At 62.2% G+C, this 26,964-nt stretch carries 22 protein-coding genes and 1 tRNA gene; 18 read left to right on the plus strand and 5 right to left on the minus strand.

The annotated features are described in order from the left end of the window. The first annotated feature begins 4 nt into the window (after window positions 1-4). The 10 genes from H163_RS0111515 (at window position 5) to H163_RS0111560 (ending at window position 11,708) form a co-directional block, all read left to right on the plus strand. Window positions 5-949, plus strand: coding sequence for a LysR family transcriptional regulator (locus tag H163_RS0111515; RefSeq protein ID WP_019964734.1), 945 nt, complete (start codon window positions 5-7; stop codon window positions 947-949). A gap of 56 nt (window positions 950-1,005) precedes the next feature. After that, window positions 1,006-1,485 carry a formate dehydrogenase subunit gamma gene (locus H163_RS0111520; RefSeq protein WP_019964735.1) on the plus strand — a complete coding sequence of 160 codons (480 nt, stop codon included), beginning with the start codon at window positions 1,006-1,008 and terminating at the stop codon, window positions 1,483-1,485. After that, window positions 1,482-3,026 carry a formate dehydrogenase beta subunit gene (locus H163_RS0111525; protein ID WP_019964736.1) on the plus strand — a complete coding sequence of 515 codons (1,545 nt, stop codon included), beginning with the start codon at window positions 1,482-1,484 and terminating at the stop codon, window positions 3,024-3,026. Before H163_RS0111520 ends, H163_RS0111525 begins: the two co-directional genes overlap by 4 nt. Continuing rightward, window positions 3,023-5,902 (plus strand): formate dehydrogenase subunit alpha, encoded by a 2,880-nt coding sequence (gene fdhF, locus H163_RS0111530; RefSeq protein WP_019964737.1) that lies wholly within the window; start codon window positions 3,023-3,025, stop codon window positions 5,900-5,902. The genes H163_RS0111525 and fdhF overlap by 4 nt, the downstream gene beginning before the upstream one ends. After that, complete coding sequence (fdhD, locus tag H163_RS0111535) at window positions 5,899-6,717, plus strand: formate dehydrogenase accessory sulfurtransferase FdhD (RefSeq protein WP_019964738.1); 819 nt, start codon at window positions 5,899-5,901, stop codon at window positions 6,715-6,717. The genes fdhF and fdhD overlap by 4 nt, the downstream gene beginning before the upstream one ends. After that, entirely contained in the window at window positions 6,707-6,922 is a 216-nt protein-coding gene (locus H163_RS0111540; RefSeq protein WP_019964739.1) for a formate dehydrogenase subunit delta, read from the plus strand. The genes fdhD and H163_RS0111540 overlap by 11 nt, the downstream gene beginning before the upstream one ends. 325 nt (window positions 6,923-7,247) lie before the next feature. Beyond that, the gene (locus H163_RS0111545) at window positions 7,248-9,002 is read left to right on the plus strand and encodes an alkaline phosphatase (protein WP_026355744.1); all 1,755 of its coding nucleotides are present in this window, start codon (window positions 7,248-7,250) and stop codon (window positions 9,000-9,002) included. A 123-nt stretch (window positions 9,003-9,125) separates the two neighbouring features. Then, window positions 9,126-9,551 carry a hypothetical protein gene (locus H163_RS0111550; RefSeq protein WP_019964741.1) on the plus strand — a complete coding sequence of 142 codons (426 nt, stop codon included), beginning with the start codon at window positions 9,126-9,128 and terminating at the stop codon, window positions 9,549-9,551. Between the two features lie 4 nt (window positions 9,552-9,555). Then, the gene (locus H163_RS0111555; protein WP_019964742.1) at window positions 9,556-10,272 is read left to right on the plus strand and encodes an ABC transporter ATP-binding protein; all 717 of its coding nucleotides are present in this window, start codon (window positions 9,556-9,558) and stop codon (window positions 10,270-10,272) included. Next, on the plus strand, window positions 10,269-11,708 hold the full coding sequence (locus tag H163_RS0111560; RefSeq protein WP_019964743.1) for an ABC transporter permease: 1,440 nt from the start codon (window positions 10,269-10,271) through the stop codon (window positions 11,706-11,708). Before H163_RS0111555 ends, H163_RS0111560 begins: the two co-directional genes overlap by 4 nt. Window positions 11,709-11,794: 86 nt before the next feature. On the opposite strand, the gene H163_RS0111565 is transcribed toward H163_RS0111560, so the two are convergent. The 3 genes from H163_RS0111565 to H163_RS0111575 are packed head-to-tail and all read right to left on the minus strand — an operon-like array spanning window position 11,795 to window position 14,096. Continuing rightward, on the minus strand, window positions 11,795-12,571 hold the full coding sequence (locus tag H163_RS0111565) for an RES family NAD+ phosphorylase (protein WP_026355746.1): 777 nt from the start codon (window positions 12,569-12,571) through the stop codon (window positions 11,795-11,797). Continuing rightward, complete coding sequence (locus tag H163_RS0111570) at window positions 12,531-12,911, minus strand: antitoxin Xre/MbcA/ParS toxin-binding domain-containing protein (RefSeq protein ID WP_019964745.1); 381 nt, start codon at window positions 12,909-12,911, stop codon at window positions 12,531-12,533. The genes H163_RS0111565 and H163_RS0111570 overlap by 41 nt, the downstream gene beginning before the upstream one ends. A gap of 60 nt (window positions 12,912-12,971) precedes the next feature. Next, the gene (locus H163_RS0111575) at window positions 12,972-14,096 is read right to left on the minus strand and encodes an AI-2E family transporter (RefSeq protein WP_019964746.1); all 1,125 of its coding nucleotides are present in this window, start codon (window positions 14,094-14,096) and stop codon (window positions 12,972-12,974) included. Window positions 14,097-14,745: 649 nt separating this feature from the next. Here H163_RS0111575 and H163_RS0111580 point away from each other — a divergent pair. The 7 genes from H163_RS0111580 to H163_RS0111610 all read left to right on the plus strand — a co-directional run bounded on the left by H163_RS0111580 (window position 14,746) and on the right by H163_RS0111610 (window position 23,268). Further along, window positions 14,746-15,576: a bifunctional allantoicase/(S)-ureidoglycine aminohydrolase gene (locus H163_RS0111580; RefSeq protein WP_019964747.1), complete on the plus strand. Its 831-nt coding sequence runs from the start codon at window positions 14,746-14,748 to the stop codon at window positions 15,574-15,576. Then, window positions 15,573-16,097, plus strand: coding sequence for an ureidoglycolate lyase (locus H163_RS0111585; protein ID WP_019964748.1), 525 nt, complete (start codon window positions 15,573-15,575; stop codon window positions 16,095-16,097). Before H163_RS0111580 ends, H163_RS0111585 begins: the two co-directional genes overlap by 4 nt. Before the next feature lie 418 nt (window positions 16,098-16,515). Then, window positions 16,516-16,815: a hypothetical protein gene (locus tag H163_RS0111590; RefSeq protein WP_026355748.1), complete on the plus strand. Its 300-nt coding sequence runs from the start codon at window positions 16,516-16,518 to the stop codon at window positions 16,813-16,815. Between the two features lie 283 nt (window positions 16,816-17,098). Beyond that, a tRNA-Ser gene (locus tag H163_RS0111595) sits at window positions 17,099-17,189 on the plus strand. A gap of 378 nt (window positions 17,190-17,567) precedes the next feature. Then, on the plus strand, window positions 17,568-19,160 hold the full coding sequence (locus H163_RS0111600; protein ID WP_019964750.1) for a 3'-5' exonuclease: 1,593 nt from the start codon (window positions 17,568-17,570) through the stop codon (window positions 19,158-19,160). A gap of 650 nt (window positions 19,161-19,810) precedes the next feature. Next, window positions 19,811-21,619, plus strand: coding sequence for a PHA/PHB synthase family protein (locus H163_RS0111605; RefSeq protein WP_244296131.1), 1,809 nt, complete (start codon window positions 19,811-19,813; stop codon window positions 21,617-21,619). A 32-nt stretch (window positions 21,620-21,651) separates the two neighbouring features. Then, entirely contained in the window at window positions 21,652-23,268 is a 1,617-nt protein-coding gene (locus tag H163_RS0111610; protein ID WP_019964752.1) for an MBL fold metallo-hydrolase, read from the plus strand. A gap of 53 nt (window positions 23,269-23,321) precedes the next feature. Here H163_RS0111610 and H163_RS0111615 read toward each other — a convergent pair whose 3' ends face one another. Both H163_RS0111615 and H163_RS0111620 read right to left on the minus strand, forming a co-directional pair. Beyond that, complete coding sequence (locus H163_RS0111615) at window positions 23,322-24,701, minus strand: GntP family permease (RefSeq protein ID WP_019964753.1); 1,380 nt, start codon at window positions 24,699-24,701, stop codon at window positions 23,322-23,324. Between the two features lie 307 nt (window positions 24,702-25,008). Beyond that, window positions 25,009-26,130 (minus strand): baeRF11 domain-containing protein, encoded by a 1,122-nt coding sequence (locus tag H163_RS0111620; RefSeq protein ID WP_019964754.1) that lies wholly within the window; start codon window positions 26,128-26,130, stop codon window positions 25,009-25,011. A gap of 158 nt (window positions 26,131-26,288) precedes the next feature. Between H163_RS0111620 and H163_RS0111625 the strand changes: the two genes are divergently transcribed. Beyond that, window positions 26,289-26,642, plus strand: a complete 354-nt coding sequence (locus H163_RS0111625; RefSeq protein WP_019964755.1) for a hypothetical protein — start codon at window positions 26,289-26,291, stop codon at window positions 26,640-26,642. The last annotated feature ends 322 nt before the right edge of the window (window positions 26,643-26,964 follow it).

The following is a 26,964-nucleotide window of genomic DNA, read 5'->3' on the forward strand; positions in this document are numbered from 1 at the left end:
ACCCATGATCGACAAGCTGGAAATGTTCATCGCCCTTGCCAACGAGCAGCACTTTGGCCGCGCCGCCGAAGTGATCGGCGTGACGCAGCCAACCCTTTCATCTGCCATGAAGCAGCTGGAAGATCAGCTGGGCGTTCAGCTTATCCATCGTGGTTCCCGGTATCAGGGACTGACACCGGAAGGCGAAAAGGCATTGGAATGGGCGCTGCGCATCGTCGCCGATGCAAGGGCGCTGAAGGCCGACATGCGGCAAGCGCGATCGGCACTGTCGGGCAATCTGCGCATTGGCGTCATCCCTACGGCCCTGCCGATGGTGACGGACCTTTCCGTGCCCTTCACCGAGCGCCACCCCAATGTGCGCGTCTCCATCCTGTCGCGCACCTCCGCCGAAATCCTCGAACAGCTGGAGCGGCTGGAGCTGGATGCCGGCATCACCTATCTCGACCCGCCGCCCGCCCGCCGCCTGACGGTGACGCCGCTTTACCGGGAGACTTACCGTCTGCTGTGCCGCGCCAACTCAGAGGTAGCACGCAGGGGCTCGCTGACGTGGGCGGAAGTCGGCACCCTGCCCCTCTGCCTGCTGTCAGGCGACATGCAGAACCGGCGCATCGTCGACCGCTATCTGCAGGAAGCAGGCATCAGCTCCATGCCGATGGTGGAATCTAATTCCATCATCGTGCTGGCCTCGCATGTGATGACCGGGCGCTGGGTCTCGGTGGTGCCGGAAAAGCTCGCCGTGCATTTTCTGGACCGCAAGGATCTGGCCGCCGTGCCCATCACCGCAGACCTGCCAGAGGACAAGATGCCGGGACAGGATGTCGGCCTCGTCATCGCGCACCGCGAGCCGCTGACGCCGATGCTGACCGCATTGCTCGACCTTGCCCGCAAGTTCAACGCCGCCCTGGAGGAGGGCCGCAACGATAGAAGGTTTCAATCAGCTGACGAATAGCCGGAATTGAAGTGGGAGAAATTCCGCCTAACATGCGGAATTGAGAGGAAAAACACATGACGGCACATCTGTCTGCCGCCACGATTCGCTCCCTGACGCAGGAGATCGTGACGGCCCATTCGGCTCTGGAAGGGCCGCTTTTGCCCATTCTCCATGCTGTTCAGGAGGCCTTCGGCTACGTGCCGCAGGATGCCCTGCCCGTGATCGCAGACGGTCTCAATCTGTCGCGTGCGGAAGTTCACGGCGTGATGAGCTTCTACCACGACTTCCGCCCGGAGCCTGCGGGCCGCCACGTGCTGAAGGTCTGCCGGGCTGAAGCCTGCCAGTCCATGGGCACGGATGCGCTGGCCGAAAGGCTGAAAGCAAGGCTCGGAATCGACTGGCACGGCACCACGAAGGACGGCGATGTGACGCTGGAACCGGTCTATTGCCTCGGCCTCTGCGCCCAGAGCCCTGCCGCCATGCTGGATGGCGAGCTTTACGCCCGGCTGGATGACGAAGGCATCGACGAAATGCTGGGAGGGATCGGCAAATGACCGTGACCGTTTTCGTCCCCCGCGATGCAGCCGCACTGGCCGTTGGCGCGGACAAGGTGGCCGCCGCCATTGCGCGGGAAGCCTCTGCCCGAAATCTCGATGTAAAGATCATCCGCAACGGCTCACGCGGCATGCTTTGGCTGGAGGTGCTGGTCGAGGTGCGGACCCCGCAAGGCCGCGTTGCCTATGGCCCGGTGAAGGCCTCGGATGTGCCTTCCCTGTTCGATGCCGGGTTCCTGACCGGCGGTGCACACCGGCTCGCCCATGGTCTCACCTCGGAAATTCCTTTCCTCAAGGGCCAGACGCGCCTCACTTTCGCCCGCTGCGGCGTCACTGATCCGCTGTCGCTGGAGGACTACCGCCACTACAAGGGCATGCGCGGCCTTGAAGCAGCGGTTGCCATGTCGCCAGCCGATATCGTGAAGCAGGTCACCGACAGCGGCCTGCGCGGACGCGGCGGCGCAGGTTTTCCGACCGGAATCAAGTGGAAGACCGTCGCTGACGCCAAGGCGGACCAGAAATACATCGTCTGCAACGCCGATGAAGGCGACAGCGGCACCTTCGCCGACCGGATGATCATGGAGGGTGATCCCTTTGTGCTGATCGAGGGCATGGCCATCGCCGCCATCGCCGTGGGCGCCGCAAAGGGCTACATCTATACCCGCTCCGAATATCCGCACGCCATCGCGGTGATGCAGGAGGCGATCGAGATTGCCCGGCGTGAGGGCATTCTCGGCGCATCGGTGCTGGGCTCGCCGCATGCCTTCGACATGGAAGTGCGCGTCGGTGCGGGCGCTTATGTCTGCGGTGAGGAAACCTCGCTTCTGAACAGTCTGGAAGGCAAGCGCGGCATCGTGCGCGCCAAGCCGCCCCTGCCCGCGCTGGAAGGCCTTTTCGGCAAGCCGACAGTCGTCAACAACGTCATGTCGCTGGCCTCCATCCCGGTCATCATGGACCGCGGGGCCCAGTTCTACCGCGACTTCGGCCTTGGCCGCTCCCGTGGCACCATCCCGATCCAGCTGGCTGGCAACCTGAAGCACGGCGGCCTTTACGAGACCGCCTTCGGCCTGACGCTTGGCGAACTGGTGAATGATATCGGCGGCGGCACGATCACCGGCCGACCGGTGAAGGCGGTTCAGGTGGGCGGGCCGCTCGGCGCCTACTTCCCGCAGGCACTCTTCGATACCATTTTCGACTACGAGGCCTTTGCCGCTGCCGGCGGGCTCATCGGCCATGCGGGCATCGTCGTCTTCGATGACACGGTGGACATGCTGGCGCAGGCGCGCTTTGCCATGGAATTCTGCGCCATCGAATCCTGCGGCAAGTGCACCCCCTGCCGCATCGGCGCGGTGCGCGGCGTGGAGACGGTGGACCGGATCGCCCGGGGCGATGCCGCCGCCATTCCGCTGCTCGAAAGCCTGTGCAGCACCATGAAGGCCGGATCGCTCTGCGCCCTGGGCGGCTTCACGCCCTACCCGGTCATGAGCGCCCTGACCCATTTCCCGCAAGATTTTGACAGGATGAAGGAGGCCGCGGAATGAAGGACTCCCGTTTGCTCGACCGTGACTTCGGCACCCCCGCCGCCCGGTCCGAAAAGATGATCGCCCTGACCGTCGATGGCTTCGAGGTCAGCGTGCCGGAAGGCACCTCCGTCATGCGTGCCGCATCCGAAGCGGGCATTTCCGTGCCCAAGCTCTGCGCCACCGACATGCTGGATGCCTTCGGCTCCTGCCGCCTCTGCCTTGTGGAGATCGAAGGCCGCGCCGGAACGCCAGCCTCCTGCACCACACCGGTGGCGCCGGGTATGGTGGTCCACACCCAGACCGGCAAGCTGAAGGACCTGCGCAAGGGGGTGATGGAGCTTTACATCTCCGACCATCCGCTGGACTGCCTGACGTGCGCTGCCAATGGCGATTGCGAGTTGCAGGACATGGCTGGTGCCGTGGGCCTGCGCGATGTGCGTTACGAGGCCGTTGACACCCACTTCCGCGCCCGCAATGCCGGGGGCGATGTCAATCCGCAATGGCTGGCGAAGGACGAGAGCAACCCCTATTTCACCTATGATCCGTCCAAGTGCATCGTCTGCTCCCGCTGCGTGCGGGCCTGTGAGGAAGTTCAGGGCACCTTCGCGCTGACCATCGAGGGCCGTGGCTTTGACAGCCGCGTCTCGGCGGGCATGATGAGCGACACGTTCCTCTCTTCCGACTGCGTCTCCTGCGGTGCCTGCGTTCAGGCCTGCCCGACGGCGACGCTGCAGGAAAAAAGCGTGATCGAGATCGGCACGCCCGAGCGGGCCGTGGTCACCACCTGCGCCTATTGCGGCGTCGGCTGTTCCTTCAAGGCGGAAATGCGCGGCGACGAGCTGGTGCGCATGGTGCCCTACAAGGATGGCAAGGCCAACCGTGGGCACAGCTGCGTCAAGGGCCGCTTTGCCTGGGGTTACGCCCAGCATCAGGACCGGATCCTGAAGCCGATGATCCGCGAGGCGATCACCGATCCCTGGCGGGAAGTCTCCTGGGACGAGGCGCTGGGATTTGCCGCAGCCCGCATGAAGGCCATTCAGGAAAAGCATGGCCGCCAGTCTGTCGGCGTCATCACCTCCTCCCGCTGCACCAATGAGGAAACCTATCTGGTGCAGAAGCTGACGCGCGCCGTGTTCCGCAACAACAACACGGACACCTGCGCCCGCGTCTGCCACTCGCCCACCGGTTACGGCCTCGGCCAGACCTTCGGAACGTCTGCGGGCACGCAGGACTTCGACAGCGTCGAGCACACGGATGTTGTCATCGTCATGGGTGCCAACCCGACGGACGGCCACCCGGTCTTCGCCAGCCGCCTGAAGAAGCGCCTGCGCAAGGGGGCCAAGCTGATCGTCATCGATCCGCGCCGCATCGATCTGGTGAAGTCGCCGCATATCAAGGCAGCCCATCACCTGCAGCTGAAGCCCGGCACGAACGTGGCCGTGGTTTCCGCCATCGCCCACACCATCGTCACCGAAGGCCTGTTCGACGAAGCCTTCATCCGCGAGCGCTGCGACTGGGACGAGTTCCAGGACTATGCCGAATTCATCTCCGATCCACGGCACAGCCCGGAGGCGACGGCGGCGCTGACCGGCGTTCCGGCGGAGGAGCTGCGCGCTGCCGCAAGGCTTTATGCCCGCGGCGGCAACGGGGCGATCTATTACGGCCTCGGCGTCACCGAACACTCGCAGGGCTCCACCACGGTCATCGGCATCGCCAACCTTGCGATGATGACCGGCAACATCGGCCGCAAGGGCGTGGGCGTGAACCCACTGCGCGGGCAGAACAATGTGCAGGGCTCCTGTGACATGGGCTCCTTCCCGCATGAGCTGCCCGGCTACCGCCATGTGAAGAACGACCACGTGCGGGAGATCTTCGAAAGCCTGTGGGGCGTGGAGCTGGACAAAGAGCCGGGCTTGCGCATTCCCAACATGCTGGACGCCGCCGTCGATGGCACGTTCAAGGGCCTTTACTGCCAGGGCGAGGACATTCTCCAGTCCGATCCGGACACCAAGCACGTGGCAGCCGGGCTTGCCGCCATGGACTGCGTGATCGTGCATGACCTGTTCCTCAACGAAACGGCCAATTACGCCCATGTGTTCCTGCCCGGCTCAACGTTCCTGGAGAAGGACGGCACCTTCACCAATGCCGAGCGCCGCATCAACCGCGTGCGCAAGGTGATGGCCCCGAAGAACGGCTATGCCGACTGGGAGATCACCCAGATGCTGGCCAATGCCATGGGCGCCAACTGGACCTACACCCACCCCTCGCAGATCATGGCGGAAATCTCGCTGACGACGCCGTCCTTTGCCGGTATCAGCTACGAGAGGCTGGAGGAGCTGGGTTCGGTGCAGTGGCCCTGCAACGAGAAGAACCCGGAAGGCACGCCCTTGATGCATATCGACGGCTTCGTGCGCGGCAAGGGCAAGTTCATCCGCACCGAATATGTGGCAACGGACGAGCGCACCGGCCCGCGCTTCCCGCTGCTGCTGACCACGGGCCGCATTCTCAGCCAGTATAACGTGGGTGCCCAGACCCGGCGCACCGCCAATACGGTCTGGCATGCGGAGGATCTGCTGGAAATCCACCCGCATGATGCGGAAAACCGGGGCCTCAAGGATGGCGACTGGGTGCGCCTTGCCAGCCGCTCGGGCGAGACGACCCTGCGCGCCAAGGTCACCGACCGGGTGTCGCCGGGTGTGGTTTACACCACGTTCCACCATCCGGACACGCAGGCCAACGTCATCACCACCGACTTCTCGGACTGGGCCACCAACTGCCCGGAATACAAGGTCACAGCGGTGCAGATCAGCCCGTCCAACGGCCCCTCCACCTGGCAGGAAGACTATGCCGCGCAGGCAGCCCAGTCCCGCCGCATTCTTCCGGCGGCGGAATGAGCAAGACCAGCGCCAGCATCCCGCGGCTGCGCATTTCGCGCGGCCGCAGCGGCAAGGGAGAGCGCAGGCTGCCGGCGGAAGTGCCGGTGGCCCTGTCCTACAATGGCTCCACCCATGCGGTGATGATGGCAACCCCGGCGGATCTGGAAGACTTCGCCTATGGCTTTTCGCTGAATGAAGGCATCGCGGAACCGGACGAGATCCGCGAGCTTGAAGTTGCGGAAACGGAAGACGGCATCGACCTGCGCATCTGGTTGAGCGAGAGCGCAGGCAACCGCCACAATGACCGGCGGCGCACGGTCACCGGGCCGGTGGGCTGCGGGCTCTGCGGGCTCGACAGCCTGAAGGCGGCCCGCCGCCCCCTGCCCCCGGTGCCGGATACGGGCTTTGCCATGAGCGAAGCGGAGGTGCTTGCCGCCGCCGCGAGCCTTACCGCCCATCAGCCGCTGCAAGACGAAACCCGCGCCGTACATGCCGCCGCCTTCTGGCAGGGCGGACAGATCATCGCTGCGCGTGAGGACGTTGGCCGCCACAATGCACTGGACAAGCTGACCGGCGCGCTGCTGCGGCAGGATGCAGGCCAGAGCCGCGCCGGAGCCTTCATCATCACCTCGCGCATTTCCATCGACATGGTGCAGAAATGCGCGAGCTTCGGCGCGCCCGTGCTCATCGCCGTCTCCGCCCCGACGCTGGCCGCAGTGGACCTTGCGGAAGACTGCGGCATCACACTGGCGGCACTGGTGCGTGCGGACAGTTTCGAAATTTTCACCCATCCCGACCGGATCAAGCTGCAAGAGGACGCCCATGTCGCCTGACAAGCTCGTCTACATGGCCAACCAGATCGCCAAATTCATGGAAACCAAGCCCCACGCCGAAGGCGTCGAGGGCGTTGCGTCCCATATCAACGACTTCTGGGAACCGCGCATGCGCCGCCAGTTCTTCGAAATCATCGACACCGGCGGCCAAGGCCTGCGCCCGCTGGTGCTGGAAGCTTCAGAAAAAATCAGAAGGCCGCAGTAGGTGCTGCATTCCCCAGCAGCACGCGCATGCAACTCAGGACAGCAGCAGCACCCCGGTTTATTTGCCGGATACACCTCTCCCCTGAAGTTGAAATCAAAATACAACTTTTCAGACAAGCTCGAAAGGACATAACTCTTCAGACAAATCAGGAGATAGATATAAATCTAAAAATATACAACAGGCACAAAAAACTCTTCTGCAGCAAGATATAGCGTAATGTAATTTTGTTACAAAAAGTATTCAAGTCAAACCACAAGGACTGTTATATCAACGTCATACTGGGGGCTTATGCGGATCAACGTTAGATCTGCTCATGAGGCTCTCCATGCGTAAACTTCTTCTTGCTCTTGCATCTGCCACCATGCTGGCGGGGACGGCAAATGCCGCCACCGTATATCCGATCGACCGCGCCACCGTGCTGGCGGGCTCCCCGTTTGATTTCAAGGTCGAGTTCAACTCGGTCATCAAGCCGGAGGACGTGAAGGTCACCGTCAACGGCAAGGCCTATGATGCCGTATTCGGCAAGAAGGCTGACTTCGTGGCCGAGGAAAAGGGCAAGGAAGACAAGATCCTTGGCTCCGCCCTCATCCTGCGTGACCTGACCATTGCCGCTCCCGGCGCCTACACCGTTGAAGTGACTGCCGGCGGCGAGACCAGGTCCGTCACCTGGGACGTCTACGGCACCAGCGCGACGCCCAAGGCCAAGAACATCATCTTCCTGATTGCCGACGGCCTGTCTGTCGGTCATCGCACCGCTGCCCGCATCATGTCCAAGGGCATGACCGAGGGCAAGGCAGACGGCCGTCTTGCCATGGATGACATTCCGCTGGCCGCGTTCATCGGCACGTCCTCGACCCATTCCATCGCAACCGACAGCGCCAACACGATGTCGGCCTACATGACCGGCCACAAGGCCCGCGTGAACGCGCTCGGCGTCTATGCCGACCGCACCCCGGCCACGCTGGACGACCCCAAGGTCGAGACCATTGCCGAAGCCCTGCGCCGCACCACGAAGAAATCGATCGGCATCGTTTCCACTGCTGAAGTGGAAGACGCGACGCCCGCCGCAGTGGTCGCCCATACCCGCAGCCGAGGTGACAAGGCTGCCATCGTTGGCATGCTCTATGGCGTTCAGCCTGAAGTCCTGCTGGGTGGCGGTTCTGCCTATTTCCTCAGCAAGGACGTTCCCGGCTCCAAGCGGAAGGATGACAAGGACTACATCGCCATGTTCAAGGATGCCGGCTACACGCTGGCAACCGACAAGACGGAACTGACCGCTGCTTCCGGCAGCAACAGCGGCAAGCTGCTCGGCCTGTTCCACACCGGCAACATGGACGTGACGCTGGACCGAGACTTCCTCAAGAAGGGCACGGTTGAAAAGTTCCCGAACCAGCCCGGTCTCGTGGAGATGACGCAGGTTGCTCTCGACCAGCTGTCGAAGAACCCGGAAGGCTTCTTCCTGATGGTAGAATCCGGTTCGGTCGACAAGATGAGCCATCCGCTGGACTGGGATCGGGCCATCATCGAAACCATTGAGTTCGACAAGGCCGTCGCCGTTGCCCGTGAATTTGCAACAAAGAACCCGGACACGCTGATCATTGTCACCGGCGACCACACCCATGGCGTCGGCATCATCGGCACCGTGGATGACAACAAGCCGGGTGAGGAAATGCGCGAAAAGGTCGGCACCTATGACGATGCCGGCTTCCCGAACTACGAAGACAAGAACGGTGACGGTTATCCGGACAGCGTTGACGTGTCGCGCCGCCTGTTCATGGCGGCAAACAACGGCCCGGACCATTACGAAACCTTCCGTCCGAAGCTCGACGGCCCGTTCGTTCCCGCCATCAAGAACGAAAAGGGCGAATACGTCGCCAACGAAGCCTACAAGGACGTTCCGGGTGCGGTCTTCGTGCAGGGTAACATCCCGAAAGACGGCGACTCGGGCGTGCATGCCGTGGACGATGTGGTGCTGCAGGCCACTGGCCCCGGCTCCGAGGGCTTCCGTGGCTACATGGAGCAGAGCGACGTCTACAAGGTCCTGGCGGACACCTTCGCCCTGGGCGCTGCGGCCAAGTAATCCGGCCTGAAACTGGAAAACGGGACAGGCGGCGAAACGCTGCCTGTCCTCTTGCACTTGAGACAAGGACACAGGAGCCTGACCGTGACCTCAATACCCCGTGGCCTGATCACACGCCGTCAGATGCTCGGCAGCCTTGCAGCGTTGCCCTTTCTGGGAAGCGCGTTTCCCGCAAATGCCAGCGAGACTCTGACTTTCAACGAGCTTTACAAAAGCTTTGGGGTGTTGGGTTTGCAGTTTTCGGACAAGGTGATCCGGCTGAAAGGCAGCGCGGTCTCGATCAGCGGCTTCATGGCACCACCCCTCAAGGCGGAAGCCAACTTCTTCGTCCTGACAGAAATTCCCATGTCGCTCTGCCCCTTCTGCTCCTCCGATGCAGACTGGCCGGACAACATCATGGTCGTTTATCTGGCCCGCAAGCAAACCTTCGTGCAGTTCAACAAGCCGATCATGGCCACCGGTGAACTGGAAAACGGTTCCTGGACGGATCCGGACACCGGCTTCGTCAGCCAGCTGCGCCTGCGCAATGCCTCCTTCGAGACGGTCTGATCAGATGCTTTCACTTGATATTTCTCAGCTGGAGATGCGGTTCGCGGGTCTCACCGAACCGGTTCTCGCCATTGCGCAACTGCATGTACCCGCCGGCGGGCGCATTGCCATTACGGGCGCGTCGGGCTCCGGCAAAAGCACGCTCGTCAACACCATCACCGGTCTGGAGCCTGTGACAGCTGGCAGGATCACCTGGGGCAAGAGCGAGCTGACATCCCTGTCCACAGGCCAGCGCGACGCTTTCCGCGCCCGCAACATCGGCCTGATCATGCAGGACTTCCACCTCTTCCCCGGCCTCTGCGCTCTCGACAACGTTCTGCTGCCAGTGCGCCTGACCCGGAAGGTCAAACCTGAAGAGCGGGCCCGTGCGCTCGCGCTGCTGGACGCCACAGGCATCCGCCGCCCCCGGCAGAGGATTGAAACCCTGTCGCGCGGCGAGATGCAGCGGGTTGCCGTCGCGCGTGCCCTGCTCTCACGCCCCGGCGTGATCGTCGCCGACGAACCGACCGCCAGCCTTGATGCAAGCTCCGGCGCCGGTGTTGCGGAGCTGCTGCTTCACCTCTCCCGCGAAGAAGGCGTCACGCTCATCACCGTCACCCATGATCCCGCACTTGCAGAACAGATGGACCGTACGATCCGCCTGGAATCCGGCCGGATCGCCACGGACACGGCCACCGCCACGGAAAAGCAACTGTCAGGCCTGCCGGGAGAAGCCTCATGATTTCGTTCATTCTCGCCGACATCCGCCGCTTTGCGGGCGGAGCCATTGCCGTTGCGCTGCTTATCGCCCTGTCCGTTGGCCTTTGCGTCACCGTGACACTTCAGGAGCGGGCGCTCCGGCTCGGCTCGGCACGCGCAGCCGAAAAGTTCGACCTTGTTGTTGGCGCAGCAGGCAGTGAAACCCAGCTGACGCTTTCCACCGTCTTCCTGCAGGCCGCGCCGCTGCCGCTCATGCCGGGTGAGGTGCTGGCACGGCTTTCCGCCGACCCGCGTGTCAGCCTTGCAGCGCCCGTCGGCTTTGGTGACAGCTTTGAGGGCTATCCGATCGCAGGCACCACCACCGCCCTCATTTCCTCCCTCTCCCCGGAGCTGGCGGAAGGAAAGATGTTTGCGCGCCTGGGCGAAGCAGTGATCGGCTCGGATGTGGACCTGACGCTGGGCAATGAGATCAAGCCTCTTCACGGCACGCTGGAAAGTGGCGGGCACACTCACACCGAAGGCACCTACACCGTGACCGGGCGCATGGCTCCGACCGGCACCGCCTGGGACCGCGCCATTCTGGTGCCCATCCGTGCTGTCTGGCAGATCCATGGCATGGAAGCCGGCGAAGGCCACGATCAGGACCATGAGGCCGGTCATGAAGCTGGTCATGAGGATCATGCTCACGGCACTGAGGAAGCAGCGGCCACGGAACATGGCCACGATCATGAGGCAGCCGCTGACGCACATGATCATGACCACGCCTCTCACGGCGCGGCGCCCGCCACACTCCTGGCGCAGCCGGAAACTTCGGAGGAAGAAAAGCCGGAACCGGCTGCGACGGACATGGGCCATGATGACCATGACCATCACGGCCATGTCGACCCGGACGCGCCGCTGGACGAGGTCTTTACGGCAGACACGCCCGGCCTTCCGGCAGTTCTCGTCAAACCGAAGAGCTTTGCCGATGCCTACAAGCTGCGGCAGGAATACCGCAGAGGTGATACGCTTGCCGTCTTCCCGGGTGAAGTGCTCACACGGCTTTACGGCACGCTGGGGGATGCACGCAGCATTCTGCTGGCGCTGGCTATCGGCACACAGGCCATTGTCATTGCCGCCATCCTGATGGTCACCATCATGCACGTAGGGGCAAGACGGCGGCAGATTGGCGCGCTGCGGGCCTTGGGTATCCCCCGCAGGTCCGTGCTGCAGATCGTCTGGGGTGAGCTTTTCGGGCTGTTCATCGCCGGGGCCGCTCTGGGCACTGGCGTTGGTTACGGTGCCGCGCTGCTCCTGTCCGAAGGCCTTGCGGCAGCAACGGCGGTGCACATGCCGGTCGAGTTCGCCAGCGAGGACATCCCCCTTGTTCTCGGCTTCCTTGCGGTGGCAGCCATCGTCTCCATCGTTCCGGCCTGTGCGGCCCTGCGCATCAGCCCGGCACAGGCCCTGCGCGCCTGAGCAGGCGGCAACCACAAAGACAGACAGGGCGCGGAGCTCTCCCGCGCGCCCTCTTCCGGCAAGCAGCCCGAAGACAGAAGAATGGATCACCGCGCGCGGGGGCGGTTCCAGTTCATGTCTGCAAGGCGGGGGTCAGCCGTGAAGTCCGAGGCCGAAAACTCCAGACCAAGCCTCGGGAACTCACGAAGCGCCTGGGCCCCATTGGAGCCAATGCGGATGCGCCAGGTCTGGCGCTCGGAAGGCTGCGATTGTGCAAAGGCTGCGCAAGTCAGCACCGCCAGATTTGCTCCTCCTGCTGGGTCCCTAACCGAGGCGTAACGGATGATCTCTGCGCCAATTGCCCGCCCCTCATCCGCCAGATCCTGACACGGGGCATAATTCATCGGATGCGTCCAGGCTGCATGGTCTGCGGCAAGCCCACCCTGCATCAGATCAATCGCCAAGGCTGTCCTAACCTTCACGGAAAAGGCGGTGTATTCAGCTGCATCATCGGGAAAGGGCGTGTCCGGGCTCTCCGCATAAAAGCAGAACCGGTAAAAGACGATTTCCGCTGCAGCTGTCTCCGGCGCTTCCGCGCCATACCAGACACCCTCTGTCAGGCCAGCCCGGCGGAAGCGTGAACCGTTTGGATAGGGACGGTAGCGGAACGGCGTTGTCAGAAGATAATCGAGGCCCCGGCAGCTTTGCGGCACCGGCGGCTTGCCGAGTTCCAGAAGCTCTTCAAGCGTGGCCTGTTCCGCCAAGCTATCGACGAGTTTCAGTGTCGAAACACGGTGCTGAGCTTCAACGAACCGCCAGGCAAGGCCCTCATAAGGGCGCGCCTCAGAGCGGAGCGCGTCTCGCGTCCAGATAGGCAGTGACATCAACAAGCCCCTGTATCTGCATCATGCGGTCAACCGGCTTTGCAGCCAGTGCCGTATTGTGGGCAGTCAGCCAGCGCCTTGCCACAGCCTCATCACCGCCGGTAATCGCATCCAGCGAACGGAAGGCACGAACAAGAAGAACGGCCAGCTCAAAGGGCTTCGTTCCCGGCTCCAGCAGGCTTTCGCCCCGCTTCCAGCGGGACACGGTTGCCTCGGACACGCCGACGATATCGGCCAGCTGACGGCCAAGCAGACCAAGCCTTTCAGCCGCCCGCAAGGCAGCCTTGGTCAGCACGGCACCTGCCTCTGGCTTTTGCAAGATCTGATGAGCAAGCGTCATGACACCTCACTTTCCGCAGAAAGAATAGCACCATATACTTTCATGTGAAAGGGACTAAATTCACCTCACCCGCGAGGACACATCAATCTCCCGCTGCCATTCGCGCCACATGGCGACCAGCAGGGCCATCAGCACCGGGCCGACGAAAAGGCCGACGATGCCCATGGTTTTCACCCCGCCGATGAGGCCGAAGAAGGTGGGTAGGAACGGCAGTTTCACCGGGCCGCCGACGAGCAGCGGGCGGATGGTCTTGTCGACGATGAAAAGCTCCGTCGTGCCCCAGAGGAACAGGGCAACGCCGGCAACCGTGGACCCACTGGCCACCAGATAGGCCGACACCAGCGTGAAAGCCAGCGGCGCGCCGCCGGGAATGAGGGCCATGAAGCCGGTGATGACGCCAAGCGTCACCGGTGACGGAACACCGGCAATGGCATAGGCGATACCGAGGATGATGCCCTCGCCGATGGCGATCAGCGTCATGCCGGTAACGGTGGAACTGATGGTGGCGGGTACGACGCGGGACAGCCGGTCCCAGCGCTCGGGCAGGATGCGCTGGCCCACGCGGTCGATCTGCGCGGCGATCTTCTCCCCGTCCCGGTAGAGGATGAAGAGGGCAATCAGCATGAAGACGAGCGTCAGCGCCAGATGGAAGACCAGTGTGCTTGCCGTGAGGATGCCGCGATAGATGGTGCCGATATTGGCGCCGCTGACGAGCTGGATGAGTTCACCGATCGCGCCCGGATGGCCGATATACTTGTCCCACTGGATGGTGAGCCAGGGCCCCACCTGCGGCAGGTTGGCAATCCAGCCGGGCACTTCCTCCCCCTGCTGGTTCACCGCGATGGCCCAGCTGATCCAGGACTGGGATTCGCCCACCGCATAGACCATGGCATAGGTGACCGGCGCGACGATGAAGCCGATGATCATCAGCACCATCAGGCTTGCGGCCAGTATGCGCCCGCAAGCAAGGCGCCGCTCGATCAGCCGCAGCAGCGGCCAGCTGGCAAAGGCAATCACGGTTGCCGCCAGCACCGGCACGATGAAGCCGTGGAAGAACCAGATGGATGCCCCGAGCACGAACAGCAGCAGCCACCGTGCGGCGGCCATGTCTGTAATCAACGGGCGGCGCACACGGCCTGTCACATCCTGTGTGACTGGCACGTTTTCCTTCACTGAATGATCCATGACGGAATCGGGTCCGATCTCTTCCTGCTCCGGCGTCCCGGCCGCCCATTGCGGGCCTCGCTGCGGGCCGTTTCTCCCGCCCGCGCAATCTGCCGCCGCCTCGTGCCGGAAAGATGGCAAATCGCGGTGCCGATTGCCACCGCCTTCACCCGATTGGGCCAAAAAATTCCATTGAGTGCAAATGATTGGTCAACTTGCCGCAGACCGGCCGCCGCATAGGCCGCTCCTGTCCGTCTTTTCGCTGGGCAGCCTGCCGCCTTTTTGCGCTGAACCAGCCTTTGAATGAGGCGCCGGGGGCTCGCCAGCTTCCGGCTTTCCGGTCTAAGGTGACACGAAAGGCCCGCCAGGGGCCTGCCTGTCTTCACACAGAGTTTTCAAACGGACTGGACAATCGCATGCTCACACAGGATCGAATGAAGAACCCCGAGTATTGCCGCAGCGTCCCTCTCCCCCCTTGAGGGGGAGATGTCTGCGCCAGCAGACAGAGGGGGGTGGCAGCGCTTCAGAGCAGAGCCACCTCTCTTATGACCGGACAGGCCGCATACCCCCCTCTGCCCCCTGCCGGGGGCATCTCCCCCTCAAGGGGGGAGAGGGTTTTGCGCCCCACCGGTAACCCATAAAGAACAGTGCTTCACCTTTGAGAGACATCATGTCCGGTTATCATGTGCCTCAGGGCGGTCTTCCGTCCCAGACGACCCTTCACACGGGCCGCGCCCTTTTCACGCCTGCCTATGCCGTCATTCCCAAAGGCGTGTTTTCCGACATCGTGACGTCGTGCCTTCCCGGCTGGACCGGCCTGCGCTGCTGGATCATCGCCCGGCCCATGAGCGGCTTTTCCGAGACCTTCAGCCAGTATGTGATGGAACTGCAGCCGGGCGGCGGCTCTTCCGCGCCGGAACCGGACGCGCAGGCGCAAGGCGTGCTGTTCGTCACCGAAGGCACGCTCAGCCTCACCGTCGATGGCACCACCCACATCATGGAGCCGGGCGGCTTTGCCTATCTGCCGCCGGAAAGCGGCTGGACGCTGACCAACCCCGGCAGCACGGCCGCCCATTTCCACTGGGTGCGCAAGGCCTATGAGGATGCCCCCGGCATCGCCCGGCCGAAGGCTTTCGTCACCAATGAAAAGCAGATCGAGCCCGTGGCCATGCCCGGCACCAATGGCGCCTGGGCGACCACCCGCTTTGTCGATCCGTCAGACCTTTCCCACGACATGCATGTCAATGTGGTCACCTTCCAGCCGGGCGGGCTGATCCCCTTTGAAGAGACCCATGTGATGGAACACGGGCTCTATGTGCTGGAGGGCAAGGCCGTCTACAAGCTCAATCAGGACTGGGTGGAAGTGGAAGCGGGCGACTTCATGTGGCTGCGCGCCTTCTGCCCGCAGGCCTGCTATGCGGGCGGACCCGGCCGTTTCCGCTACCTGCTCTACAAGGACGTGAACCGCCACGCCAAGCTCTCCGGAGTGCTGGGCCGATGACACGGGCCGCGGAAACGGCATCCGGGGCCACCCTGCCCCGGATCGTCACCGAGCCGTTGACGGCAGAAGCCTTCCGTCCCTTCGGCGATGTGCTGGAGGCGGAGGGCGCGCCGGACCGGTTGATCAATCAGGGCCTGTGCGGCCGCTTTCACGACCGGGCGCGGCTTGATTTCGGGCCGGACGGGCGGGCTGGGCTTTCCCTCTTCAAGGCCGAGCCGCGCACCCTGCCCTACCGGCTGGAGATGCTGGAGCGCCACCCGGACGGCAGCCAGGCCTTTGTGCCGATGAGCCTCACGTCCTTTCTCGTCATCACCGCAGAGGACCAGAATGGCCGCCCCGGCACGCCCCGCGCCTTCCTCACGCAGCCCGGCCAGGCCATCAACCTTTTGCGCGGCACTTGGCATGGGGTGCTGACGCCGCTGGAGGCCCCGGGCCTCTTTGCCGTCATCGACCGCATCGGCAGCAGCGCCAATCTGGAAGAGCACTGGCTCGACACGCCTTTCGAGGTCACCCGCGGCTGAGCGGATATCCTCCGGCCGCCCAATCTGCCCCAAGCGTTTTCCAGTCTTTTCATGTCTTTCCCCGCTGCCTTCTTCCACCGTGGTGAATAAAGCGTCACCACGGTCCGGAGAAGTGTAAGCAACGGGAGCTGATTCCAAACTGCTTTCAGCCGAATCCTGCTTAAGCAGATGTGAATTTTACATCTGGTTAGAGTCTTGTTTGAATTGCATTAAGTTAAAGTTTTAACGGCCCTTTCAGTCCGCCCGGGCAGTATTTCCCTCAAGGACGCAGGCAATCTCCGCAAAGACGGAGCCGCTTCCAGACCAAGGCACACAGAAGCCTCAAAGAGCGCCGGGCCGAAGTCATCAACAGGGACGACAGAAAACACTGCAAAAGGCAGGAGCCCCGCAAACCGGGGTTTGGAGACAGGAGCGGCAAATGGCACGTTTTGAAATGCACGAGGCCGGGATGGCCATCATGGGCGGGGCTTCCATGGATGAAGCCCTGATGGAGGCAGGCGCAGCTTCCGCCGGCATTCTCTTCCAGATGGGCCTTGACTGTGCCGCCGGCCGCGCGGGCACCGCCGATCTCGTCAGCGCCCACAAGTGGTTCAATCTCGCTGCCATGAAGGGCAACACGGAAGCCGCGCGCTACCGTAAGGAAATCTCCGGCGAAATGACGGCCGCAGACATCGCCACGGCCCAGCGCCTCGCCCGCGAATGGCTGCGCCTGCAGTGACGCCCCGGAACAAGCGTCACCATACCAAGCGTCATCAGAACGGGACTCACCAGCCCGGACAGCACCTCCCGGCAAGGCTTGCCGCAACACCGGCCAAGCATATTGCCCCGCATGCAAGATGACGGGCTGACCACCAGCCACAGGTCACCCCGTCGCTTTCCCTGCTTCTTTCCCTCTGCCGGCCCAGAGTTTTCCCCAAGCCGCTGAACCGCCTTCCAGAATCCACAGCCCGTTGCGCAAATCACTTGCATTCAGCGCAAGATCCTTTATCAGGGTCTCCACCGGAGAGGTGGCCGAGTGGTCGAAGGCGCTCCCCTGCTAAGGGAGTAGGCGTCAAAAGCGTCTCGTGGGTTCGAATCCCATCCTCTCCGCCACTCCCTTTTAAAAGCCCAAAACAGGTTCTTAACGAGCCTTTTCCTTAGTGTGGCGAGCGACGCGCGAGGTCACCCAAGTTTGGGAGAGATGCTTGCTGCGCAAAATCGGTAGCAGCGAGACTGATTCAAAGACCCCTTTCTTCAGAAGCAACTGACAAATTCATGGTGCGCACGGAGTTTGCGAGGCTGCCATCCTCGATACGGAGGGGCGCGCGGCACGGATAGCGTGCTTGTTCGCGAAGTTCGGAACACAGTCACGAAGTCTCTGATGACAAAAGCACTTTCCTGTCTTACCGTGCGACGCTCAAGCTTGGCACCCACTGTTTTGCCAATCCGCCCGCGTAGCCTGAAAAGTCTCAACTGATCCGGATTTTGACAATGCGTTTCGCTGCCGAAGACCTTCTATCCGCTCTTCTGGAAGCGGCGCCTCGCCCGACAGTTCAGGCACCACGCGATTCACGGGGTCTTTATGGCCTCGTCGATCACAGGGGCGACCTCCGTTACATCGGTTCGACCAGCTCGACCGATCAAACCTTTTATGAGCGTATCCACCAGCGCCATCGGACCGGGTCTGAGGGTATGAGCCACTACTTCTCGCATATGTACAATACCGGCAGAATGTGGCGGGATCGAAAGGATTCGCTTAACAAGGCCGATGGCGACATCGCAAAGGCATTGCGCAACGAATTTGTCTCCGATCACTGCCGCGCTGTCTGGATCCAAGTGCCGGACACTGCGGATATCGTACGATTAGAGGCCGAGGTTCTTGCCCTTGCTCCCGACTATGCAATTGCGTGGAACCGGCGCCGGATGCAGCCCTATGACGAACCCGCAGACTTGGTCGAGGCCACGCTGAAACGCCTCGGTTGGGGCAACCAGGAGCGAGCCGCCGTCGACCGGCAACGCCTTCGTTTCATTACCTCAACGGCCAGCACCGCAGAGACACCGAAGGCGGCCACCGTCCCGCAGAGACCTGTCCCACCGTTTCCCAAAGGCCCATTCCGTTTCTTTGCACTGGACGTCGAGACGGCGAACAATGACCGCGGCAGCATATGCCAGATCGGTGTTGCCTGTGTCCGCCATGACAACTCCATCGAAACTTGGGTGACCTATGTCGACCCGCAGGTGGATCAATGGGTTTTCACGTACCTGCACGGGATCAGCGCCCGTACAGTTCAAGGCGCTCCAACTTTTGCTGAAGTTCTGACCGTTCTTCGCAATGCCTTGGCGGGCACGGTCATCTACCAGCACTCAGGTTTTGATCGCAGTGCGGTTGCAGCCGCTTGTGGAAATAACGGCTTGGCAATCCCACACTGGGACTGGCGCGACAGCGTGCAGGTCGCACGCACTGCGTGGCCAGAATTGCGGGGTAACGGAGGTCACGGCTTGGCAAACCTCAAGCAGCATCTTGGGCTCGTGTTCGATCATCACGATGCAGGCGAGGATGCGCGGGCGGCAGCTGAAGTTGTGCTCCACGCCGAGGAGATTCAATCCACTCGGACCCAACACCCGGCGAGGCCTGTCCCAGTTGCAAGAGCAAACGATAAGACTCGCGAAATCATCGTCGGCACTGGAAGTGTGGCGGCCGTGCCCAAGCCTGCGATTTCGGCGGTGCTGTCGGACACGATTTCGCATGGGCGGACCGAGCGTCACATTGGAACGACAGAAATCACCCAAGGCAACATCAACAACAACCACATTTATCTTCGTGCTTTCTTCGAAAAGTTCCCGGATGACGCAATCGGTGGTTCAAACCGCGAATCGGCTGCATCGCGTGAAATTGCCGTCGACTGGGGCGGAGAGGCGGTAGTGATGACAGATCTCGATGGTGCCAAGAAGTTCTTCCGTAAGCGCGGATGGATCCGCGAGTTTTTCGAGCAGCGCGGAGTTCGTGCTGGGGACATTGTTACAGTCGAAGAGATAGCACCGTATAGCTATCGAATTTCTCATCAAAGGCGTTCCTGGAGATAGATCAACAAATGGAGGCTTGGCTACCGACTATTGAAGATCAACGCCAATTTTCTCTGCTTCAGACTGCCGAGGCCAGCCCACTGGAGACACATCTGTAAAAATCTGATCAGGGCCCTGGGTTAGAGCCTTGTATCATCTGCAACGCACACAGCTGAGGTCTCAGTAGCGACAGTATAAAAGCCGGCAAGACCGGCGGCCGTCGCCAAGATCTGGATTCTGGCGAATTTGCACGTCTTTATGCGCAGCGCTTTCTCCGCCGGCTGCTTCGAGACAGCTTGATACTCCCTCCCGCCGCAATGGACCGGAAGCCCTGCCCGATTGTACGGCGTTTTTTTTCGCGCGGTTAGGAGTTAGTACAGCCATCGTCTGCCACCGTCCGGGCAGGAAAGCCCTCCTTAAGAGAGTACAACAGCGCCAGTGGAAAGCACTTCCTTTGCTCAGGATCAATGCCATCACGCCTGAATGCGGCTACAGGGACAAGACTGGAACCGTACTGTCTCGCAAGAGATCGGATGATGCCATGCCGTCAATTACGAAACGGAGGGTCACTCATGCGCTTCCCAGATGGCCGACCGATGACCGAAAAGCCCGCAAACACTCCTCATGCACCTCGCAAATGGCTGCCAGCCTGCCCGGCATCTGACCCGGCTTTGCCCCAACCTGCGGCTTCGGCCCCTGCTGCCTCGGCTGCCCCTGCCGTTGCCCGTGCCGCTGCCCCAGTCCTACGGCAGGGCGCCGGGACGCCAGAGCATCCGCATCAGAATCTCGACCGGGGCGTGCGGGCCGCATTTGCCCGGCTGAGCGCAGGCGTTTCGCTGCATGCCTTCATCGAGGCCGGCAGCGACTGGGCATTCCATATGAGCGAGTCGCCGGGCCGGCAGCTGGAACTGGCCGAACGTGCCATGCAGAACGCCATGAAGCTCATGCCCCTTGCATCGGGGGCAGGTCTTGGCGGCCCGCCGCCCTTCGCCCCCAAGCCTTACGATCACCGCTTCAGGCATCCCGGATGGCAGGCTCCACCGTTCCTTCTCTGGCAGCAGGGCTTCCTTGCCATTCAGGACTGGTGGGACCACGCAACGGATCATCTGCGCGGCCTCCGGCCCGAAAATGCCGACCGCACCCGGTTCATGGCCCGTCAGATACTGGACACAATGGCCCCGTCGAATTTTCCGGCCCTGAACCCGGAGATCATCGAGGCCTTTCTGGCCAGCGGAGGACGCAACCTGACCGATGGCGCCGGGCATTTCCTGCGGGACATGGTGAAGACCCTCACACAAACACATGATCCTGCACCGGAAGGCTTCCGGATCGGAGAGGATCTGGCCTGCACCCCGGGCAAGGTGGTGTTCCGCAATGATCTGTTCGAACTGATCCAGTATGACGCGCAGACTGCAGAAACAATGGCCGAGCCTATCCTGATCGTGCCGGCCTGGATCATGAAATATTACATCCTCGATCTGTCGCCCCACAATTCGATGGTCAACTATCTTGTCCGGCAGGGCTTTACCGTCTTCATCATCTCGTGGTGCAACCCGACCGCAGAACAGGCTAACCTTTCGCTTGAGGATTACCGGACGGCGGGGGTCATGGCGGCGCTGGATGCCGTGGGCCGGATCGTACCCGGCAGCAAGATCCATGCAGCCGGCTACTGCCTGGGCGGAACGATGCTGGCCATCGCCGCAGCAACGATGGCCCGCAATGGCGATGACCGGCTGGCAAGCATCACACTCATGGCCGCACAGGTCGACTTCGCCGAGGCAGGCGAGTTGCTGCTCTTCGCGGATGAAAGTCAGGTGGCTTTCCTTGAGGACATGATGTGGGATCAGGGCTATCTCGACCGGCCGCAGATGGCCCGGACCTTTTCCACCATCCGCTCCGAGGACCTGATCTGGTCGAGAGCCGTGCGGCGCTACTTCCTGGGTCAGGAGGAACTGCCCACCGACATGGGCGTCTGGGTGGCCGACACGACACGCATGCCTGCGAAGATGCACGGTCAGTATCTGCGTGGCCTGTTTCTGGAGAACCGGCTGACAGCCGGGCGCTTCGCCGTCGAGGGCCGGGTGATCGCCCTGAAGGACATTTCCACCCCGATGTTTGCCGTTGCAACAGAGACCGACCACATCGCGCCCTGGAGGTCCGTTTACAAGACGAAGCTGTTCACCGATTGCGACCTTGTCTTCGTACTGGCCAGCGGCGGCCACAACAGCGGCATTGTCAACGAGCCCAGTGACCGCCGCAGCCACTACCGCCTGACCCACCGTCCGGCCGGAGGCCTCTACACCGGGCCTGATGACTGGATCGCCGGTGCCTCCCCGCAGGATGGCTCATGGTGGCCGGCATGGAAGGACTGGCTGCGGGAACAGAGCAGCGGTTCACGGCAGGCGCCTGCCACCGGCGCGCCGGCAAATGGCCTGCCACCGCTTGAGCCGGCTCCTGGCCGGTATGTCTTGCAGATGTGACTGTGCCCGCAGGAGCAGGAAAGGAACGTCCGATGAACCCTCCCCGCCTGACCTTCCACGGTGCCGCCGGAGGTGTCACCGGATCGTGTTTCCGGCTTGAGACGGACCACGGCCAGATCCTGATCGACTGCGGCATGTTTCAGGGATCGAAAACGGAAAAGGAGCTGAACTACCGCCCCTTCCCCTTCGCTCCGGACCGCATTGCAGCCGTGATCCTCAGCCATGCCCATATCGACCATTCGGGCCTGCTGCCGAAACTGGTGCGCCATGGCTTCACCGGCCCCATCCACGCAACACCTGCAACGGTCGGCCTCGCCGGTGTCATGCTGCCTGACAGTGCGCATATCCAGGAGATGGAGGTCGAACAATTCAATCGCAGGGCCGCACGCCGGAACCGGGGCCGGATCAAGCCGATTTACGACACCAGTGATGCCGAGGCATGCCTCCGCCTGTTTCAGCCGCATCGATTGAACGAATGGTTCCCGGTCATCTCCGGCCTTCGTGCGAGATTATGGAATGCGGGACATCTGCTCGGCTCGGCATCGGTGGAGATCGAGACCGGCGGAGACAATGGCAGTCCGCCGCTGAAGATCCTGATCTCGGGCGATATCGGACCGGATTGCAAGCTGATGCATGCCGACCCGGAGGGACCGGCAGGCGTCGATTACCTGATCTGCGAATCCACCTATGGCGATGAAGACCGGCCCGAAGCCACCCCAGCGTCCCGGCGCCTCTTGCTGCGGGACGAGGTGCGTGCCGCAATGCATCCGGATGGGGCACTGCTGATCCCCTCCTTCGCCGTGGAGCGCACGCAGGAACTCATCAGCGACATCGGGCGCCTGATCGCCGAAGGCGAGCTTCCGGACATCCCGGTCTATGTGGACAGCCCTCTTGCAAGCAAGGCAACACGGATATTTGCCAATCATCACCGCGAACTCGAAGAGGGAGCGGACCTGATGCGCGGCCTGAGGGCCGCCAACCTGCATTTCACGGAAACCCGCGAAGAAAGCATGGCACTGGATGGTGTCCGGGGCTTTCACATCATCATCGCCGCCTCCGGCATGTGCGATGCCGGGCGCATCCGCCACCGGCTGAAGAACTGGCTCTGGCGAAGCACGGCAACAGTCCTGTTTACCGGCTATCAGGCGGAAGGCACGCTGGGGCGCATTCTCCAGAGCGGAGCGCAGGTGGTCCGCATCCAGGGCGAGGAATTCAGTGTACATGCCCGCATCCGGTCGCTCGACCTCTACTCCGGGCACGCAGACCGCACGGAACTGGTGGACTGGATCAAGGCGCGGCTGCCGCTGACCCATGAGCTGTTTCTTGTCCATGGCGAACCGGATGCCCGCGAAAGCCTCGCAGCGGGCCTGAACGGGATTGTCAGCCCCGGCAGAATCCTGCGGCCCGAACTGGACGAAACCTTCGAGCTGACGGGCACAGGCGGACACCGGGCCGCAAGCCCCGGCCATCCGCGGCTGCCGGCCGGAAAGGTGGCAAGGCTGGACTGGCACAATGATGTCTCGCGCCTGATCCTTGATATCAACGATGCATTGGCCGCAAGCCCGAGCGAGAAGCAGAGAGCCGTCATGATCCGGCGGCTGCGCTCCGCACTCGAAGGCCCGGACGAAAAACCGCACACCGGAGCTTGAAAGGTTGAGGGACGAAGCATCTGGCACAACAGTGCTTCCCTTACGCCGCGGTGTCAGAAGCTGCCGAACACCGTGCCGATGGCCACCAGCACCACAAGGGCCAGCACGGGGATGGCGACCGCGACCATGAAAATGTCCCGGTAGGCTTCCCGGTGTGTCAGCCCGCAGATGGTCAGCAGGGAGATGACGGCGCCGTTGTGCGGCAGTGCGTCCAGTCCGCCTGTCGCCACCGCCGTCACCCGGTGCATGAGCTCGGGAGACACCCCCGCCGCCTGCCCCATGGCCAGATAGGTCTCACCCAGCGTCGACAGCGCAATCGACATGCCGCCCGAGGCCGACCCCGTTATCCCCGCCAGAAGGCTTGTGCCGGCCGCCAGCGAGATCAGCGGGTTGTCCCCGCCAAGCGTGACCACCCAGTCACGGATCAGCCCGAACGCCGGAAGGGAAGCGATCACGGCACCAAAACCGACGAGGCTTGCCGTGTTGAAGATCGGCATGAGTGCATCCTTGGCGCCTTCATCCAGCGTCCCGGACAGGCCAACCACAAGACGGCGCCAGTTCATGGCCACCAGAGCCAGAGAAGCAAGGGTCAGCGCCGATATGATCGACCAGACCCCGCGCAGTGCGCCCACATCGGTTCCGCCAAACTCGGGCTGCGCCAGATAACCCGTGTCCATCGCCGGGATCACCAGGAAGGTGAAGCCGAGATTGAGCGCCAGCACGAGCACCAGCGGCGCGGCCGCCACCAGCAGTGCGGGCGACGCGCCCGCATCAGGCCCGCCCGCATCAGCGTCCGGCTCTCCGTAACCCGGGCCAAGGGCGCGCGTGCGGTATTCCAGCCAGGCCCAGCCCAGCCCCAGCATCAGCGCCCCGCAGATCAGCCCCAGTCCGGGCGCTGCAAAGGGCGTGGTGCCGAAATAGGGCATCGGGATCGCGTTCTGGATCGCAGGTGTGCCGGGCAGCGCACTCATGGTGAAGGTGAAGGCCCCGAGGGCGATGGTCGCCGGGATCAGCACCTTGGGCAGAGCGGCCTCCCGGAACAGCGCGGAAGCAATGGGCCAGACGGCAAAGGCCACGACAAACAGTGACACCCCGCCATAGGTCATCGCGGCGCAGGACAGGATCACCGCCAGAATGGCCCGGCTTGGCCCCAGCCCGCGAATGATGCCATCGGCCAGAACCCGCGCCGAGCCGGAGGCCTCCATCAGCTTGCCGAACACCGCCCCCAGCAGGAACAGGGGGAAATACTGGATGATGAAGCGGCCGGTGGCCTGCATGAAGACCTGCGTGTAGCTGGCCAGGAGCGGGCCGCCCTCGGCAAAGAACACCGCCAGCACCGCCATGGCCGGGGCCAGCAGCAGCAGACTCACCCCGCGATAGGCCAGAAAGATCAGGGCGGCGAGGGTCAGCAGGATGACGAGGATACCCGTCATGGCCTAAAGCCCCCTGCCCTGAGGCGTCAGGTTCATCTTCTTGCTAGTCTTGGCGTTGCCCATGTCATCCTCATGCTGCATCGCAGCAACATATCCGGACGGGCCCGGCGGCAACACCCGGAGTTTTACCGATCCCGGCCTGTAACAGGCATGCCATACCAAGGCGCCGGGTTGCCGGGGCATCAGCCTTGAAAAGGCTCTGGCAGGGCACGGGCCTCAACACATTCCATCCGAAGACCGGAAAGGGCCGGAGTTTCCCCGGCCCTGCGTGTTCATTCATTTTGCCCGGTTTCTCAAGGCGGCGGCGTCAGATAGCATAGCGCAGGATTGCGGCCAGTTCGCCCCCTTCCGGGATATCCTCCCTGCGGGCGGCCAGCACCCGGCCGCCATTGGCAAGCACGCGTCCGGCAATTTCGTCGATCACATCGTAGCTGGCGGCGCTGTCCGTCTTTTCGAGCGAGATGGCCCCGGTTGTCTCGTCGACAAGGCCCGGAACCACGCTGTCCATGTCCACAAGAAGGGTATCAACCGCGCCAAAAGTTGCAGCACGCGCGGCGCGGCCCACATCCGAAACAGCCCGGTTCTCCGCCCCTCTTTCATTGAAGAGCGCGCCGAACCCGGCGATGGCCGCCGCATTCAGTTCATCCATGATGGCACGCGCCTGACTTCCAAGCTCATGGGCCGGCAGGTTGACCGGGCTCGTCTCGATTGCCGGGCCGGCGAGATGGCCGTAGCTATTGACCGAACGGTACATCGAAAGCAGCGGCTGCGTTGCGGCCAGTATGAGCGGCTCGGACCGGCCGGACATGAAGCTTCTCAGGACAGCATCAATCTGGCGGCAATACTGGCGCAGATGATGCTTCTGGCCCTCACCTCCACCCAGACGGCCTGAATAGCTGCGGGAATTCACGTTGGCGGTACCGGCAACCGAAGCGGCATCCTTCGGGAGATTGGGAACACGGATCTCCTGCGCGGGCTGGTCACCCAGCAGCTCGATCACGCGCACCTCGTTCTCGGCCAGCGCCAGAATGAACGCATGCTGCGGCAGCGAGACGGCGCGCAGAAGGGGTTTCAGATGAAAGCGGTCAGCCACCTGAACGGTTTCGCTCAAGTGGTTGGGCAGCCGGTAGCTGCGCAACCAGTCCGGCGTCACAAACACCGCGAGGCTGTTGGCCTGAAGGCGCCAGAATTCGTCATCATCCATCAGATCATGCAGCTGTTCTTCGATGGGCCAGATTGTGCGCTTGGCAACGCCTGCCGCCTCAAGCTGCGCGACGGCCTCTGCGGCCATCTGCTTGAGACGTGTCCGCGCCGCGTCAATGTGCTGGGTCTCAGCTGTGGTTTTTACGTAGATACTGACCAGAGCCTCCCCGCGCTCGGCAACAAGTTTGGTGATCTCGGAGTGCGCTGGAATATCGACATAGAGCATTTGGATGTTCTCTTTTGCAAGTTGCGGTGACTTTACGCTCGAGCCTCTGGCTCACGCGCCCGAAATACATTTCGCGCAACCGCCCCGCCGCATGGATGTCATACCGGAAGCAATCCCGCTCCTTTTGTATCTATGCACTGCGGCGGAAAATATAAGAGTTGAAGGGCGAAAAAGAGACCGCAGATGCATTGCCGTTCATCGCCAGGCCTGCCTGCCAACCGGGGCAGCACGATGTGCCCCGCCGGAACGTCCGTATCATCACAGGCACTCTCCGGTTCCTTGGCCACGATCTTGTCTTCGTGTCCATCAGACCGCACCCGGCCAGTGCGAAGTTCGCCTGGTCGGAGAGGCGGCGACTGACACACAATGGTTCGAGCTCCATGAACCTGGCCAAGAACTTGATCGACACAGAGAAGAACCTCGCGGTAGCCGTTACCACGAACTTCCCAAGGCCAAAAGCTGACATGGCAGCAACTTCAGCTCTTGAAAATCTCTACAAAAAATATGCATAATAAGGGAGAAGCTTCTAAATTCACAAGAATCAAGATTTATAAATAAAGAACGCCAGTCAAAATACAATAAAATATAGCATTATACTTTTAAAATGCGGAAACACGGTACTGAAGCAGGGTAAAATATTGAGATCGAACCATCTGGCACACAAAGGCTCCCAGCTGGAGCGCGCCAGAGGACAGCTCATCTGTCCGGGTTTCGAAAGGAAGGATAGCCCAACACGGGGGTCCTGGTTTCTATGGAGGGAATATCATGTGTCAGGAGTGTTCAGGTTTTTCCATCGCTCGCCGCAACCTTCTAAAGGGCGGGTTGGCTCTCGGG

Source organism: Pannonibacter phragmitetus DSM 14782 (genome assembly GCF_000382365.1).
Taxonomy (GTDB): domain Bacteria; phylum Pseudomonadota; class Alphaproteobacteria; order Rhizobiales; family Stappiaceae; genus Pannonibacter; species Pannonibacter phragmitetus.

Bases quoted from the DNA above. Each gene is read 5' to 3' on its own strand.
- H163_RS0111590 (WP_026355748.1), top strand. From the start codon at position 16,516: ATGGCACGTTTTGAAATGCACGAGGCCGGGATGGCCATCATGGGCGGG.
- H163_RS0111570 (WP_019964745.1), bottom strand. From the start codon at position 12,911: ATGACGCTTGCTCATCAGATCTTGCAAAAGCCAGAGGCAGGTGCCGTG.
- H163_RS0111560 (WP_019964743.1), top strand. From the start codon at position 10,269: ATGATTTCGTTCATTCTCGCCGACATCCGCCGCTTTGCGGGCGGAGCC.
- H163_RS0111540 (WP_019964739.1), top strand. From the start codon at position 6,707: ATGTCGCCTGACAAGCTCGTCTACATGGCCAACCAGATCGCCAAATTC.
- H163_RS0111585 (WP_019964748.1), top strand. From the start codon at position 15,573: ATGACACGGGCCGCGGAAACGGCATCCGGGGCCACCCTGCCCCGGATC.
- H163_RS0111555 (WP_019964742.1), top strand. From the start codon at position 9,556: ATGCTTTCACTTGATATTTCTCAGCTGGAGATGCGGTTCGCGGGTCTC.
- H163_RS0111550 (WP_019964741.1), top strand. From the start codon at position 9,126: ATGCTCGGCAGCCTTGCAGCGTTGCCCTTTCTGGGAAGCGCGTTTCCC.
- fdhF (WP_019964737.1), top strand. From the start codon at position 3,023: ATGAAGGACTCCCGTTTGCTCGACCGTGACTTCGGCACCCCCGCCGCC.
- H163_RS0111525 (WP_019964736.1), top strand. From the start codon at position 1,482: ATGACCGTGACCGTTTTCGTCCCCCGCGATGCAGCCGCACTGGCCGTT.
- H163_RS0111580 (WP_019964747.1), top strand. From the start codon at position 14,746: ATGTCCGGTTATCATGTGCCTCAGGGCGGTCTTCCGTCCCAGACGACC.
- H163_RS0111620 (WP_019964754.1), bottom strand. From the start codon at position 26,130: ATGCTCTATGTCGATATTCCAGCGCACTCCGAGATCACCAAACTTGTT.
- H163_RS0111565 (WP_026355746.1), bottom strand. From the start codon at position 12,571: ATGTCACTGCCTATCTGGACGCGAGACGCGCTCCGCTCTGAGGCGCGC.
- H163_RS0111615 (WP_019964753.1), bottom strand. From the start codon at position 24,701: ATGACGGGTATCCTCGTCATCCTGCTGACCCTCGCCGCCCTGATCTTT.
- H163_RS0111600 (WP_019964750.1), top strand. From the start codon at position 17,568: ATGCGTTTCGCTGCCGAAGACCTTCTATCCGCTCTTCTGGAAGCGGCG.
- fdhD (WP_019964738.1), top strand. From the start codon at position 5,899: ATGAGCAAGACCAGCGCCAGCATCCCGCGGCTGCGCATTTCGCGCGGC.
- H163_RS0111515 (WP_019964734.1), top strand. From the start codon at position 5: ATGATCGACAAGCTGGAAATGTTCATCGCCCTTGCCAACGAGCAGCAC.
- H163_RS0111520 (WP_019964735.1), top strand. From the start codon at position 1,006: ATGACGGCACATCTGTCTGCCGCCACGATTCGCTCCCTGACGCAGGAG.
- H163_RS0111545 (WP_026355744.1), top strand. From the start codon at position 7,248: ATGCGTAAACTTCTTCTTGCTCTTGCATCTGCCACCATGCTGGCGGGG.
- H163_RS0111610 (WP_019964752.1), top strand. From the start codon at position 21,652: ATGAACCCTCCCCGCCTGACCTTCCACGGTGCCGCCGGAGGTGTCACC.
- H163_RS0111575 (WP_019964746.1), bottom strand. From the start codon at position 14,096: ATGGATCATTCAGTGAAGGAAAACGTGCCAGTCACACAGGATGTGACA.